18 protein-coding genes are annotated in these 15,125 nt (G+C 38.2%); 5 read left to right on the top strand and 13 right to left on the bottom strand.

Annotation, left to right across the window (positions count from 1 at the left end; genetic code table 11):
- Window positions 1–394 precede the first annotated feature (394 nt).
- From AS180_RS14645 to AS180_RS14625, 6 genes are all read right to left on the bottom strand, one after another.
- Window positions 395–1,690 carry an ATP-binding protein gene (locus tag AS180_RS14645; protein ID WP_062687009.1) on the bottom strand — a complete coding sequence of 432 codons (1,296 nt, stop codon included), beginning with the start codon at window positions 1,688–1,690 and terminating at the stop codon, window positions 395–397.
- Window positions 1,691–1,865: 175 nt separating this feature from the next.
- A complete protein-coding gene (locus AS180_RS14640; protein ID WP_062687008.1) occupies window positions 1,866–2,648 on the bottom strand; it encodes a sensor histidine kinase in 783 nt (260 codons plus the stop codon).
- Between the two features lie 77 nt (window positions 2,649–2,725).
- Window positions 2,726–3,694 (bottom strand): magnesium/cobalt transporter CorA, encoded by a 969-nt coding sequence (corA, locus tag AS180_RS14635; protein ID WP_025907577.1) that lies wholly within the window; start codon window positions 3,692–3,694, stop codon window positions 2,726–2,728.
- A 110-nt stretch (window positions 3,695–3,804) separates the two neighbouring features.
- On the bottom strand, window positions 3,805–4,011 hold the full coding sequence (locus AS180_RS22670; RefSeq protein WP_139109206.1) for a hypothetical protein: 207 nt from the start codon (window positions 4,009–4,011) through the stop codon (window positions 3,805–3,807).
- Window positions 4,012–4,141: 130 nt separating this feature from the next.
- Window positions 4,142–5,302, bottom strand: a complete 1,161-nt coding sequence (locus tag AS180_RS14630) for a M20 family metallopeptidase (RefSeq protein WP_062687007.1) — start codon at window positions 5,300–5,302, stop codon at window positions 4,142–4,144.
- A 103-nt stretch (window positions 5,303–5,405) separates the two neighbouring features.
- Window positions 5,406–6,860 carry an alanine/glycine:cation symporter family protein gene (locus AS180_RS14625; protein ID WP_062687006.1) on the bottom strand — a complete coding sequence of 485 codons (1,455 nt, stop codon included), beginning with the start codon at window positions 6,858–6,860 and terminating at the stop codon, window positions 5,406–5,408.
- 294 nt (window positions 6,861–7,154) lie between these two features.
- On the opposite strand from AS180_RS14625, the gene AS180_RS14620 reads away from it, so the two are divergent.
- A complete protein-coding gene (locus tag AS180_RS14620) occupies window positions 7,155–7,904 on the top strand; it encodes a lipase family protein (RefSeq protein WP_025907583.1) in 750 nt (249 codons plus the stop codon).
- Here AS180_RS14620 and AS180_RS14615 read toward each other — a convergent pair.
- From AS180_RS14615 to AS180_RS14585, 7 genes are all read right to left on the bottom strand, one after another.
- Window positions 7,843–8,115, bottom strand: a complete 273-nt coding sequence (locus AS180_RS14615; RefSeq protein ID WP_062687005.1) for a DinB family protein — start codon at window positions 8,113–8,115, stop codon at window positions 7,843–7,845. The genes AS180_RS14620 and AS180_RS14615 overlap by 62 nt on opposite strands.
- Window positions 8,116–8,621: 506 nt before the next feature.
- Complete coding sequence (locus AS180_RS14610) at window positions 8,622–8,822, bottom strand: hypothetical protein (RefSeq protein ID WP_062687004.1); 201 nt, start codon at window positions 8,820–8,822, stop codon at window positions 8,622–8,624.
- Window positions 8,823–9,099: 277 nt separating this feature from the next.
- A complete protein-coding gene (locus tag AS180_RS14605) occupies window positions 9,100–9,396 on the bottom strand; it encodes a DUF4176 domain-containing protein (protein ID WP_062687003.1) in 297 nt (98 codons plus the stop codon).
- Complete coding sequence (locus AS180_RS14600; protein ID WP_062687002.1) at window positions 9,389–9,640, bottom strand: hypothetical protein; 252 nt, start codon at window positions 9,638–9,640, stop codon at window positions 9,389–9,391. Before AS180_RS14600 ends, AS180_RS14605 begins: the two co-directional genes overlap by 8 nt.
- Before the next feature lie 38 nt (window positions 9,641–9,678).
- Window positions 9,679–9,984 (bottom strand): hypothetical protein, encoded by a 306-nt coding sequence (locus AS180_RS14595; protein ID WP_062687001.1) that lies wholly within the window; start codon window positions 9,982–9,984, stop codon window positions 9,679–9,681.
- A complete protein-coding gene (locus AS180_RS14590; RefSeq protein WP_062687000.1) occupies window positions 9,936–10,166 on the bottom strand; it encodes a hypothetical protein in 231 nt (76 codons plus the stop codon). The genes AS180_RS14595 and AS180_RS14590 overlap by 49 nt, the downstream gene beginning before the upstream one ends.
- A 484-nt stretch (window positions 10,167–10,650) precedes the next feature.
- On the bottom strand, window positions 10,651–11,175 hold the full coding sequence (locus AS180_RS14585; RefSeq protein ID WP_062686999.1) for a type 1 glutamine amidotransferase domain-containing protein: 525 nt from the start codon (window positions 11,173–11,175) through the stop codon (window positions 10,651–10,653).
- A gap of 248 nt (window positions 11,176–11,423) precedes the next feature.
- Here AS180_RS14585 and AS180_RS14580 point away from each other — a divergent pair, with 248 nt between their 5' ends.
- From AS180_RS14580 to AS180_RS14565, 4 genes are all read left to right on the top strand, one after another.
- Window positions 11,424–12,107 carry a response regulator transcription factor gene (locus AS180_RS14580; protein ID WP_062686998.1) on the top strand — a complete coding sequence of 228 codons (684 nt, stop codon included), beginning with the start codon at window positions 11,424–11,426 and terminating at the stop codon, window positions 12,105–12,107.
- 5 nt (window positions 12,108–12,112) lie between these two features.
- Window positions 12,113–13,474 (top strand): sensor histidine kinase, encoded by a 1,362-nt coding sequence (locus tag AS180_RS14575; RefSeq protein WP_062686997.1) that lies wholly within the window; start codon window positions 12,113–12,115, stop codon window positions 13,472–13,474.
- 64 nt (window positions 13,475–13,538) lie between these two features.
- A complete protein-coding gene (locus AS180_RS14570; protein WP_025907590.1) occupies window positions 13,539–14,231 on the top strand; it encodes a PepSY domain-containing protein in 693 nt (230 codons plus the stop codon).
- A 169-nt stretch (window positions 14,232–14,400) separates the two neighbouring features.
- The gene (locus AS180_RS14565) at window positions 14,401–14,943 is read left to right on the top strand and encodes a PepSY domain-containing protein (RefSeq protein WP_062686996.1); all 543 of its coding nucleotides are present in this window, start codon (window positions 14,401–14,403) and stop codon (window positions 14,941–14,943) included.
- The last annotated feature ends 182 nt before the right edge of the window (window positions 14,944–15,125 follow it).

Genomic DNA, 15,125 nt, shown 5'->3' with positions numbered 1-15,125 from the left:
ATGAATTTACTCATTACTATGGCTTTTGCTGACTTCTTGCGGTTAACCTTTTTCGACTGTACTTCTGTACATCCGCAAGACCTCCCAGGGTAAGACAACTCTCTTTCCTCTTTTACTCGCCTGATTTACTTAATAAAGTTACGCACATCTTTTGGACTTTGACTTGTCATGGAGCCTCATCCCTTTATCAAGCCTTAGTATCAGATTTCTGTTCGTCGAGCCAAGATTTTATTCCACGCTTCCTCTAGCCCTTACCTCACGATAAGTTCCTTGCGCTTCCTTAGTGGTTGGTCGATGTGTACCCCCACAGTGGACTTTCACCACCTAGATAGTTGCCATGCCTGGCACACATGAAAAAGAACCCTCCTTCATAAAGGCGGGTTCCTTACATGTTCTACTCACTAGCTAAAGGCATTGACACCGTTACCAATGTTCCTTTTCCCTTTTCACTTTCAAACTCAATCTGACCTTGATGACGCTCGATAATTTTAAAACAAACGGCTAGTCCCAATCCTGTACCTGCTTCTTTTGTTGAATAAAAAGGTGTGCCAACTTGTTCAATTCTCTCTTCACTCATGCCAATTCCCGTATCCCGAAACTGAATAACGGCACTACCTTCTTCTTCAGCTAACGTTACAATAATCTCACCTTGATTAATTATTGCTTCGATACTATTTTTAATAATATTAATGAATACCTGCTTCAACTGATTAGGATCTGACATAACGTACAGGTCCCGCTTTGAATCATAATGAGCAACGAGAGAAATATTATTGAAATTTGCTTGCGCTTCCATTAAGATTAACACTTGCTTCAATAATTCATTTAAGTTAGTTACTTCAAAAGCTACATGCTGTTTTTTACCTAAAATCAGCATTTCACTAGAAATTAAATTAATTCGGTCAATTTCAGCCAGCATGATGTCTAAGTAACGATCCTCCACTTGCTTTGTGGCCTGCATCACTTGTACAAATCCCTTTAATGAAGTCAGTGGATTTCTTACCTCATGGGCAACGGCAGCTGCTAGCTGGCCAATTACAGACATTTTCTCAGAAGCAATCATAAGCTCTTCATCTCGACGATAGTTCGTAATATCTCTAGCAATCATAAATACGCCGACTACTTGGCCGTTGACGATAATTGGTAATAATGAGCTTCTTAATAGTCGAACTTGACCTTGTTGGTTCACAATCTTTAATTCATATTTAGCGCTTTTGCCTTTTAAAACATTACGAAAATGTTCATGACAAAGGCTTTGATCATCATCAGCGATTAATTCTGAGGTCTTCATTCCTTTTAGCTGTAATCTTGAATAACCCGTTATTTTTTCACCTTCAGGGTTAGTAGAGAGAACTTGACCTTCTTTACTAATCTCAAATACTGCATCCGGGTTATGCTGAAATAACGATTGATAATGTTCATGGCTAGTTAGAAGTTCATAATCCTTTTTTGATAATTCATCCTGTGATTGAAGCAAATAATATGCACGACGATAGACTAACCCGTATAGAATAATACCTGTCGCCAACATGAAGAACCAGCCTTTATACTGTTGAAAAAAGATATATAATTCAAACTTATCTTGAGCAAGAATACGAGATAACTTATCAGAAATAAGAATCCATACGGCTCCCGTTATAATGTACATCACTGCAATTTTCAGTGCTGCTTTACGAGCATCTTTTATCAATGTTTATCCACCTATTATTTTTATAGTTTATGATATCAGGGTAAAAAAGTAATTTATCTTCAATTAAATCCACTTCTTTACCCTTTATGTTAAACGTTTGCAACTAAAAAAACACCTGTTTTTTTATAAAAATATATTCGTAAAGTGAAAATGTCAGGCAGCGGCTCGTTGACTCCTATGATAGGTAATTACTTAATACATGCTTTTGCTTCTCATTATAAATGTACGCATAAACAGGGCGACCAATCGTTCCATACGTCATTCGTTCTCCACGAACACCTTCTCGCACTGACTGTAACATCATGCTTCTTTCTTCAAGAATTTTGGCAATGTTTGATGGCTCTAAACCAAATAACGTTCGCTTAATGTAGGTTGCCAATAGGACAGCACCGATAATCCCAACTAATAATCCGAAAAGAGACCCAATTAAAATGCGTCGATGACCTTCCTGAACAGCTTGCTCGACCTGAACCAGTGAAATCCCTACAGCTACCGCACCAATTTGTTCATTACGCTCATTATAAACAGGTACAAATGCTCTTAGTGATTCATCTAACGTCCCTTTTGCAACCGACGTATACCGTTCACCTTTTAGGACTCTTCTTTCATCCCCACCTTCAAAGTGTTTTCCAATTTTAGCTTCGTTGGGATGAGATTGACGAATTCCGTCCATGTTCATGACCACAATAAATAATACATCTAGCTCTTTTTGAATGGAATTAGTATATGCTTGAATATCTTCTGAATTTTCTTCTGCTAAGCCTCTTCTTACCTCACTGGAGTTTGCGACAATTTTAGCCACATCTGTTGCTTTCTCAGCTTTTTGATTACGAACATTTTCCTCAGTTGAGTTACTGACTAATAAATCAGTTAATAATAATGACATTAAAACAACGATACATACAAGTAAAATGATGACTGATCGCAGCGTCATTCTTAGCCCTTTGACCATTCGCATCAATCCTTTCTCTTTTTATAGTACACCAAAAAAGCCTTATCCACATGTGGATAAGACTTTTGCCATCAAATTGATATTTATAACTTAGGACCTTTTCGATATTTAAACCATCCCATTTTGTAAAAGGCAAAAACCATAACGCCTACAAGTCCAATCATAATCCCGAGTACAATAAAGTAATTATATTTACCAGCTAGCTCTGGCATATAGGAGAAATTCATTCCATATAAACCTGCGATAAATGTAAGAGGAAGGAAGATAGCTGACATCAGCGTCAGTGTAAACATAATGGAATTCATTCTGTCCGAGTTAATCGACATAAAGCTTTCTCGAATATCATTTGATAAATCTCGACTAGCATTCATGATTTCGATCATATTTAACAGGTGATCATAGATATCATTAAAATAACGCACCTGTTCCTTTTCTTTTAATGCATTTGTGGACATAATACGGTAAATTAAATCACGCATTGGATTTAAAATTCTACGCATTCGCGATAAATCGCTTCGAATATCATATAGATTTCTCATTAGTTCATCCATTGTTTCATTTTTTGCATTGTCTTCAATATCATCAATTTGATCTTCTAATTGGTAAAGTGTTGGAAAGTATTCATCAACTGTATGATCAAGCAGCTCATAAATAATTTCCCACGGATCATTCTCTACGATGTTTGGGTCTTTCTCGACAAGATTTGCCACTCTAGCTACGCTTTTTAACTTATCGACATGATACGTAACAACAAAGTTATCTCCAATAAACGCCGACACTTCTAAGTTTTCTAACTCTTCTTTATGCAGCGCATAATATACTAAAAAATAGTGTTCATCATAAATTTCGAATTTCGCCCTTTGACCTTGGGTTAAACAATCCTCGACGGCAAGTGGATGAAAATCAAATTTCTCTTCAAGGGCTTTCTGCTCTTGTTCTGTTGGGTTATAAAAGTCAATCCAGTACCAATCAATTGACGGATGAGCCTGTAGCTCGTCAATTGTTAAGTTGGTCAAAAGCTCTTCTTTTGTTTTTGCTAAAATTTTAATCATACGAAAACCTCTATTAGTTCTTTGTGAACATTACTGTCTTTTATCTTCAATACTGATATTACCCTGTTTTTATTGCATTCAAACATGCTAACACCTTCCAGATACTGAAATCAAAAAAGAGTTTGGGACATAACAAAATGATTGCTTCTAAGAGACGAACAATAGCTGTTCCAATCTTTTTGGTTTGTCTGAACACGTTCGTTCCATTGCGCTACGGCCACTCGCTTTCCGCGGGGAGGAACCTGAGCTTCCTCGCTGCGCTGCGGGATCTCAGTTTTCCTCTCTTTCCCGCAGGAGTCGAGTGTCCTATGCTCCATTCCACCCTGTTTCCAAACTGGTTTTTACCAATCAACAAAAAACCTGACCGATTAAAAGTTATGAACTCTCAATCGGTCAGGTTTATCATTGGCTGAATTACTTATGTCCCAGCCTCTTTATTACATGACATCATTTAGAGAATTCATCTTTTACTTTTTGCAAGAGCTCTTCTTTTGTTAGCAAATCATATCCTGTTAATGCCATTGTCTTTGCCCCAAGAATAAGCGCTTCTTGTCCCTGTGGACTGAGAGCCGCTTCTCTAAATTCATGCGTATGACAGACAAAATACTCGTTACATATTTTAATATATGGATGAATTGATGGCACCACTTGGCTAACATTTCCCATATCTAATGAACCGTGATCACCTTGGTCCTCAAAAATTTCTTCAGCTGGCACGCCTAGCAGCTGTAGATTTTGTGTATAAGCTGTTGATAAAACTTCATTTGTCACCATATCATCATATGAAAATTCATAGTTTGAAATTTCAAGTCGTGCTCCTGTGGATAAAGCTGCACCTTGTGCACAAGCTTTTACTCGCTCTGTTACCGCATTAACATACTTTCGGTTAGATGCTCGCACATAGAACTGCGCTGTCGCATAGTCAGGTACAATATTAGCAGCTTTGCCTCCTTCAGGGATAACACCATGGATTCTGACATCTGGTTTCACATGTTGACGAAGAGCATTGATCCCGTTAAATGTTTGAATAACTGCATCTAACGCATTAATTCCTTCATGAGGTGCTGCTGCTGCGTGTGCTGATTTCCCAAAAAATTCGAATTGAATAGCGTCCATCGCCAGTGATCTACCGCTTTTTTGGTGGCAATAATATGGATGAACCATCATGGCTGCGTCTAGATGGTTAAAAACACCCGCTTCTGCCATCGTTACTTTACCACCCGTTGTTTCTTCTGCAGGCGTCCCGTATACGTATACTTTACCGCCTGTCTCACTCAAAACTTTGCTCAATCCAATCGCTGCTGCAATGGCCATTGTGCCAATTAAGTTATGGCCACAAGCATGCCCTAGCCCCGGTAGCGCATCGTACTCTGCCATAAAGCCAATCGAAGGACCTGGCTTATGACTATCATACACAGCCGTAAAAGCAGTAGCTAAATCACACGTCCCTATTTCCACCTCAAAATTATGCTTAGCTAACTCATTTGTGAGCGCTGTACAAGCTTTTACTTCTTCATGGCCAAGCTCTGGGTTGTTTCCAATATATTGACTAATATCATAAAACGTTTGCTGCAGCTCATCGATGGTTGAAATAATTGTTTCTTTCATAACGTATTCCTCTTTCCTTTAGCTTCATTAATACACACTATTATACATGTCATTCTAATGAAAAAAGCTCACTTTTTCAAAGATTGAAAAAGTGAGCTTGAAATTATGAAACTTGATTTTCATCTTTTTTATATTCTATTTCCCAGTAGTCTGCGTTTTTAATACCTAGCTTCACTGGATCAAATACCGGATCTAACCCTTGCTTTTTCTGAGCTTCATAGTCTTTTAACGCCACAAGCGCTGGTTTTGCCAAAATCAAAATAGCTATTAAGTTCAGCCATACCATGATTCCTAGACCTGCGTCGCCAAGAGCCCAAGCAATATCGGCTGTTTTAACTGCTCCGTAGAATGTTGCACCTAACAACACAAGCTTTAATACAAACATAGCCCACTTACCGTTTTTGCCTCTTGTTAAATATGCAATGTTTGTTTCAGCGATATAGTAATACGCCATAATCGTTGTAAATGCGAAGAAGAAGAGCGCAATCGCTACAAACCCAGCTCCAAATCCAGGAATAAAGGAATCAATTGCTGCCTGCGTATATCCAGGACCTGCTTCTACACCTTCTAAATTTGAAACGATAAATGCGCCATCCGGTGATTGTGTGTTATACATCCCCGTAAATAAAATCATAAACGCTGTTGCTGAACAAACTAGTAATGTATCGATATAAACAGAAAATGCTTGAACAAGACCTTGTTTCACTGGGTGAGATACCTCTGCTGCAGCTGCCGCGTGAGGGCCTGTTCCTTGCCCTGCTTCGTTGGAATAAATCCCACGCTTAACTCCCCATGAAACAGCCAAACCAACAATCCCACCAAAAGCTGATTCTAACGCAAAAGCACTCTTAAAAATTAAGGCAAAAACCGCGGGTAATTCAGTAATATTAATTGCAATAATAACTAAAGAAAGTGCGATATAAGCCAAAGCCATAAATGGCACGATAATTTGAGCTACTCCTGCGATACGCTTAACCCCACCAAAGATGATTCCAGCTAATAAAATAATTAAGCCGATAGCTGTTACTGTTGGGCTAACGTTAAATGCATTCTCTAAACCTGCTGCGATAGAGTTAGATTGCACTCCTGGCATCAAAATGCTCATAGCTACCAGTGCTGCAATCGCAAAAATAACACCATACCATTTCATTCCAGTTCCTTTTTCAATATAGTAAGCCGGGCCTCCTCGATATTGGCCATCTTGCTTTACCTTATAGATTTGTGCCAGTGTTGATTCGACAAACGCACTTGAAGCACCAATGAAAGCTACTGCCCACATCCAGAACACCGCGCCCGGTCCACCGAACGTAATGGCCGTTGCTACCCCTGCAATGTTACCTGTACCTACACGCCCAGATAATGCTAATGCAAGCGCTTGGAAAGATGATACCCCTGCTTTTGAACTCTTTCCTTGAAACATGAGTTTAACCATTTCTTTTAGATGCCTAACCTGTAAAAAGCGAGTGAGAATGGAAAACAAAAGCCCAATCGCAAGACAACTATAGATAACCGGTGTACTCCATAGTACGTTATTTAAGCTTGCAACAAACTGCTCCAATAAAAATCCCCCTTATAACTTACTAATTTTCTGTTTTTTTAAAATTATAAGTTATATTGTTTATTTTAACAATATAACTTTGATTATTTATTTTAAATTTAGTTATTTCGCACAAAAATAACTAGTTTTTATAGATTTTATAACTATCTTTCATAAAAAGAAAGCGGTATCATTTTTTTGTAACCTTACGCATATTTTTATTTTCTTGCCAATTCTCTAAAGGAAACAAGCACCAAAATCTCATTTTTTCATAGTTTGAGATAAAAACGTTTGTTAGAGAAAGTGGGCTTAAATATGAAGATTGAACCTTTGTTTTATCGACCGCTTGCTTTGGACCTTCTTTATATGTGCGTACTGAGCTATCAACAGTATCAGCAAGCAGGCACGTTCGAGGTTCCAAAAGGGTATCAATTCATTAAAGCATTTCAAGCATCTGTCCTGGGGAAAAAAGAGTGGTTTGGGTTTATTCTAGAATCCGATAATGCCATAGTAATTGCATTTCGAGGAACTCAATCGGAAGCGAATTGGATTGCGGATGCTCAAATTCACCAGCGTCCTTACCCTTATACACAAAATGCTGGACTTGTTCATGAAGGATTTTTAAACATTTATGAATCATGTCGCGATGAGCTGCTGGCCACGTACACTACCTTACCTGCCAAGCCTCTTTATATTACGGGACATAGCCTTGGAGCTGCCCTCGCTACGCTACATGCTCTTGATGTTGCAACCAACACAAATTTCCCAAGTGTCACCATGTATAACTACGCATCACCACGGGTGGGAGATTCAAACTTTGTTCGTACGTATACAAGCTTAGTACCGCAGAGCCGATCGTTTATTAATACAACAGATGTCGTACCAAAACTTCCTCCTAAGGTATTTTATAACCCGTATACAAAAGAAACAATGTACTATGCAGATGACCCTTTAAAACTGTTATTTACGATTCAAGGTGGAAGCACGGTAGAAAACCATAGTCCTAAAACCTATAGCGTGGGTATCTGGACGATGTCTGACTATCCCATTCTTTCTCCAAATTAAAAAGAAACTGTTTCTTTTCTGCTGGCTTGTTCTCTCCATTTTGCAACTGGTGCCAAACGCGAGCCACAATCATTTCTTCCATTAGGTAGAGATGTTCCAACACTTGCATAATAGTCCATTTGTCATCTGATATCTTTTGATTCAACTCTTCATACGACAAATCTGAAACGGCTTCTAATACATCTTCACGAAAAGCTTGATTTGTATTCATAACATCACTCCTTTGTGTTCTTTTTTATCGTACCAAATATTATTTTATTCGAAAAATAGTATCCTTTCCCATAAAAAGATTTAAAAAAACACCAAAACACTATTGACTTCCACGATGATATTGCGTAAAATTATAATTCTAACTTCAAAAAGAAGTAACTTGAGAGGATGTATTGTAAAATGCAAGGTAAAAATACTGGCATTCTACACTTGTTTTTAAAAACAACTTATTCACACTGGATCGGCTTCGGAGCCGTGAGGATGCAAGAGAGGTAGGGCTTGCGTCGTTTAGGTTAAACGATCGTGTGGAATTGATGAACCGCGGCAATGGATAAATCCATCTGAGATGATACAATCAATGCTAATTGTATCCACTGAATGAAAATGGTAAATCCCTCTGTATTACTATGGATTTAATCATATACAAAATTGTTTTTACACTTGCAGCTAGGCAAGTTACTTAATATGAAAGCTAAAAAGCGAGTTGGGATACCCCAGCTCGCTTTCTCATTTCAGTAACATTCGATTAGCAATTTTATAGGCTGCCCAAACAGCGATTGTTGTAATGAACACCTGTATAATTAACATCACGGCAAATAAATTTGTTTCCTTCCAAATTAATGTTGTAACCATTAATTGAAATACTAACGCAATGATATAGAATACAACGCAAATAACTTTACCATATTTTTTCCAAATGTCTGACATGATTTCTCCTCAAACTCTTATATTTTTTTTCGAATCCATAAACAAACGGCTAGTATGATATATAAAGGTGCGACTATTATGAGGACCGCCCAAAAGGACATTGAGTTCCCTTTAAAGTGTTCAACCATAAAAATGGTTGCTGTTGAAATCGTAGAGGCAATCGCAAAAAATAGCGGCACAACTAGCAGCAATAACCGGAGTGTTTTCTTACGCTGTGTATGGCTCACGTTCTAGAGCTCCCTTCATCAAACTAGCCTATTGCTTCCAATTTGTTTTTTCACTGAGTGGTTGCTTGCTTTTGCTGAGCAATATCTTGTTCAACCTGCTGGCTCATCTGTTCTTCTTCTGGTGACTTCATTCCTACATGCTGAACGGACTCAATCATGTTGCGATTAAAGAATAAGTTATAGTCTTCATTGATATTCCCTTCAGGATACGGAACGGACACATAATCAAACGTTTGGCCTGTTGATGCTTGTTTCTGAAAACGTCCATAAATCATGACTAATTTCCGAACTTCTTTTAACTTTACAACCGTACCAATTGGCAAAAGTCTTTCATTAAAGTCATTCATGGTCATTTCCCCCGACTTCTTGCTGTTTTTTTGTGAATTTTGCTCGAATAATTAAAGCAATAATGGCTGTTCCATAGAAAAGTCCACCCATAGCTAACATTAAATTGATTGCATGTTTTAGCTGTTCGCTCGGTACAAGACCAATAATGATTCCTAATACAGCCGTTCCACCGATCGTCATAAGAACTGCATAAAGCATTAAACCTATTCTCAGCGTTTTTTGCATATCTTTTTTTGTGTGCATTCATACTACCTCATATTTTTAAATTTTCAGTTGCTGAATTATTCCTCATCATCTTCTTTTTCAAACCCGAACTTTCCGCCAACTCCTACACCTAACGCTACTTTCCCGCCAGTTTCGGCACCGACTGAACCGCCCAAGGCTACGCTTCCTAGTAAAATATCAACACCAACGTATGGGTTGTATTCGATCCCAAACCACTCCTTTAATGGCTTATAGCCAAAAAAGTTTAGTGGTTCAATCTTTGTTTCTATTTTGGCTGCACTAAGTTCTGTGCCAAGATTGAGCGTATAGTTCTCTACATTAGCTTGTGCTTCTGCTTGTCCAGCAATAAAATCTCCTGACAACGGTGATCTATCATGAGAAAATGAGCTCTTTGAAACTGCGCTTCTTTTTCTTTGAGAGCTGCTTTACAGCTTTCTAATTTAGCCAGCTTTTCTTGATAACGATTCACCAACCCATTGTACTGAAGCAAAATTGCATCCATTATACTTTCACCGCCTTTACGTATGACTTCTCTTCCAGACATTTTGTTACATTCTTCCTATATGATATCGCAGACAATAATTTGAAATAAATAGGTCATTTTCATCTTATTACAAAGGAAAATTTTTAAAATCTATGAACATTAACTCATACCCTTTTAAGAAATAGAGATTTTAACCCAAAAAATAGCGTATTTACCTTCCTTCATAAAAAAAGAGTGTGGGACATAACAAGATAATGACTTTTAAACGTCGACTTTCTTGTTGCGGGAAGAAATCGAAGCCTCTGTTTGAAAGCACTCATTTCTGAATGAGTTGTGATGTTCACTCCAGCTTGCTCGCTTTTCTTTGTCAGAGCGCTTTTTCTATCGCTTCTGAAGGAACCAAGTATCCTACGCTCCGTTTCATCCTGTTTTCAAACACATAGCCATAATAAAAAAACCTGCATGATGAAACGTCGTGAACGTTCAATCATACAGGTTTTTCATTTGCTGAACGACTGATGTCTCAGTCTCTTCAATTTATTTCTTATTGAGTTGCTAAAACGTCTGCGAATGCTTTTGCATAAGGCGGTAAATCTGGTGGACGACGGCTTGAGATAATGTGGTCATCAACCACAACGGCTTCGTCATGCCAGATAGCGCCAGCATTCTCCATGTCATCTTTAATACCAGGTGTACTTGTGACGTTACGGCCATTTAAAATCTTCGCTGAGATCAGCACCCAGCCGGCGTGACAAATTTGGCCGATTGGCTTTTGATGCTCGTCCATGTATTTGACCATTTCCAAGACTTCCGGATAGCGGCGTAATTTATCAGGCGCCCATCCTCCTGGAACTAAAATAGCATCATAGTCGCTTGCTTTCACATCAGAAAATGCATAGTCAGACAACGCTGGCACTCCGTATTTTCCTTTATACGTTTCCTTAGCCTTTTCACCAACTAAATGCACCTCAGCTCCTTCTTCACGAAGTCGCATGACAGGATACCATAACTCTAGATCTTCAAAGTCTTCGCTTACAAGCGCAATTACTTTTTTATTTTCTAAACGCATCTCGACACCTCCACTTTTCAGTATAGCATGTTCCGATTCCCCCTTGAAAATGTAAGCTTTTAGTGTGAAAGTGTACCCGACGTAGAATCAAATGAATAAATATATAATTAAATTAATTATAATTCATTAATATTATATATAAATCAACCTTTATTTGAAAATCTATTACTATTTCATTAAAAACAGCTTGCGGCTTCTTTTCATGCTATAATGTACGCAATTACAAACTGTTTTTGAGGAGGTTTACCGTGAGCAAAGGAAAGATTTTAATAATTGAAGACGAAAAGAAAATTGCAAGGCTTATTCAACTTGAGCTGGAATACGAGGGATACGAAACTACTACTGCTCATACTGGCACAGAAGGGCTATCGCTATTTCAGAATCAACAATTTGATTTACTCATTCTTGACGTCATGCTTCCAGGGTTAAGTGGTCTTGAAGTATTGAGAAGAATTCGATCTACCAATCAGCTTACACCAGTGATTTTGTTAACAGCTCGCGATTCACTTCCTGATAAAATTAGCGGACTTGATTTAGGGGCAAACGATTATATGACGAAGCCATTTGAAATTGAAGAGCTACTTGCCCGCATTCGCGTTTGGCTTCGCAACCAGTCTACTGCTATTGAAGAAAACCCACTCCTTCAAATTGGCGACTTAACCGTTGATGAAAAAACGCGGATGGTCACAAGAGAAAAAAATACAATTGAACTGACACCAAGAGAATTTGATTTGCTTATTTACTTATTAAAGAATCAAAATCAAGTTCTTAGTCGGGAACAACTTCTGACAAATGTGTGGGGATTTGATTACTACGGAGATACAAACGTAGTAGATGTATACATTCGCTATCTTCGCAAAAAGCTTGATGCACCTTATTCAACTCCTTACCTTCATACTGTACGTGGCGTTGGCTACATGTTAAAGGAATAAATGAGATGAAGCTAAAAACGAAAATTACGTTATTTACAACGCTCCTTCTTATCTTGCTGCTTCTCGTAACCAATAGCTCAATCTACTTTATCTTTAAAAAAACCATGACAGACAATGCCATAGAACGCTTGGATAGTCAAGTTGATGATATTGCAGAGGGCTTTAACAGAAGTGGCTCAACCGCTGTTGAACCACGAAACTTATTCAATGCTTACGTCCCTTTAAACGGGATGATTCGCATTATTGATGAAAATAACAAATCGTTGCTAACAACCTTAAAGGATGAGCTATCGCTTCGCAGTTTAAATGCAACCTACCGAACAAATGAACACACCGATGTTACACAGGAATCAGGCGCCATTTATGCAAGTGCATCAATGCCTATTATTTGGACAAACGATAATGTTGTGAGCCTGGAACTTACCGAACGATTAGTGGATGTTGAGCAGTCTTTAGGGATTTTACGCATTATTCTAATTGTGGCTTCTTTTATTATTTTAGTTCCAACCGTTATTGGTGGTCGCTTTTTAAGCAAGGTGGTTTTACAGCCAATTCAATCACTCATTTATACAATGGAAGATATTCAAACCTCACGTACCTTTAAACGAATTACAACGAAGTCATCCTCTAAAGATGAGCTTGACCAAATGGCTAATACGTTTAACAACATGATGGATTTACTTGAAGAAAACTATAAAAAACAGGAACAGTTCGTATCTGATGCTTCCCATGAGCTAAAAACACCGCTTACAGTCATTGAAAGCTATGCGAATATGCTAAAGCGCTGGGGAATGAAGCGACCTGACATACTGGAAGAAGCGGTTGAATCCATTCACTCAGAGTCAATTCGGATGAAGACTTTCACAGAGCAAATGCTTGTCTTAGCAAAAGATGACTCCCAGTTGGACTTACATATACAGCCAACTGATATTAACACCCTATGTATTGAAACGGGTCGCAGTCTGCAGCAAGCATTCCAGCGAACAATTCATGTAAAGCCTTCACCGCATCCAATTCAAGTTAGTAGCGATGAGCAAAAGCTTAAGCAGCTTCTTTATATTTTACTAGATAATGCGATTAAATATAGCGAGGAATCAATAGAGTTAACCGTATCCACCTCAGCAGAGAACATGTGTCTTATTACAATTACAGACCAGGGAATCGGTATTCCAAAAGAGGATTTGGCTCACGTTTATGAGCGCTTTTTCCGCGTAGATAAAGCAAGAAACCGCGAGACTGGTGGCTCTGGATTAGGTCTGGCCATTGCAGCAAAAATTATTAAAGCACATCAAGGTACTATTCATATCGATAGTGAAGAAGGTAAAGGAACCATCGTACAAGTTCACTTGCCAATCTATTTCTCATGAAATTTTAATCTTCTTTTAACTTCATTATCATAAACCAATGAGATAATCAGTTGGAGGTGATACTATGAAACGAACATTTATTATGGTTTTAAGCGCGCTGGCTGTAGCCATCGGAATTTGGTATTGGGTAACAGCTTTAAACAATACAAATGCTTCTTCTTTATCAGAAAGCGACATACAAAGCCTCGTTAAGCAAAAATATGAAGGTCAGATTGAGCGAATTAAAAAAGTAGACAATCAGTTTCACGTACAGCTTACCAATCAAAACAATACGTACGAAATCATGGTTGATGGAGTTTCAGGTGACATTGTCGATTTTTCAAAAGTGAGTGAATCAACAAACCAAGAGAAATCTCCTCCCCAGCTCACTGAGGAGCAAGCAAAAAAGAAAGCTCTTGAACGTGTACAAGGTACTGTTGAAAACGTAAAAGAAAGCAATGAACACTACGATATAACAATTAAAAGTGATGATGGCACTCATATTGTGAAAGTCAGTCGCCCAGATGGTTCAATCGAAAATATCTCTAATCCCCCAAAAAATGAACAGTTAACTACTCTTATCAGCAAAGAAGGAGCAAAAAAAATTGCGTTAGAAAAAGTAAAGGGCACCATTTCATCTGTTGAACTAGAAGATGATGACGACCAGCTTTTATACGAAGTGGAGATTGATCAAAGCCCAGATGAAGAAGCAACTGTACTCATCGATGCGTATTCAGGTGAAATCATATCAATCCAATTTGAGACCGATGATGATTAAAAGCTTATCCTGCTACTTTTGTAGCGTGGATAAGCTTATTTCTATGAATTATGAGAGCATTCCCTCAAAAACTATCCAATTTCTCATCAAATTCTAATCTTTCTCTCCTTTTCTTTTAATCTTCGCTGGATATGATAAGGATGTAAACAAAACAAGGAGGTTATTGATTATGAAACTTGCGACGACGTTATTAACGGGAACTTTAATTTTAGGTGGATTAGGTGCTGGTGCTTACGCTATGACAGATAAACAGCCTTTACAATCTGTATCAGCGAACTCAACAACCATTTCAGAAGAGCAAGCAAAAGAAATTGCGTTAGAACAAACAAATGGTGGAAACATCACAAAGATGAGCGTGGATACAGATGATAGAACGAAAAAGTATGAATTTGATATTGTAAACGGTGAATTTGAATACGATGTGGACATTGATTTCAACTCTGGAAAAGTAGTGGAGTTTGATCAAGAACGCTTAGATAGTGACGATGACCGTGATGATGGGATAAGTATTGAAGAAGCTAAACTTTCATTAGAGGAAGCAAAAAAATTAGCATTAAAAGAGCAAACTGGAACGATTGTTGAAACAGAGTTAGACCGCGACGATAATCAGCTGCGCTATGAGATTGAAATTCACACTGACGATAATCATGAAGTCAACGTTGATATTGATGCGATGAACGGAAATGTATTGAATGTTGAGTGGGATGACTAATCCCCTTTTATATAGAAGAGTTTGGGACATAACAAAATGATTGCTTCTAAAAGACGAACACTAGCTGTTCCCATCTCTTTAGGTTATCTGAACACGTTCGTTCCATTGCGATACGGCCACTCGTTTTCCGCGGGGAGGAACCTGAGCTTCCTCGCTGCGCTTTGGAATCTCCGTTTTCCCTC

It is taken from the genome of Priestia veravalensis (genome assembly GCF_001457055.1).
Classification (GTDB): domain Bacteria; phylum Bacillota; class Bacilli; order Bacillales; family Bacillaceae_H; genus Priestia; species Priestia flexa.
This window is presented reverse-complemented; position numbering and strand designations above follow the sequence as displayed.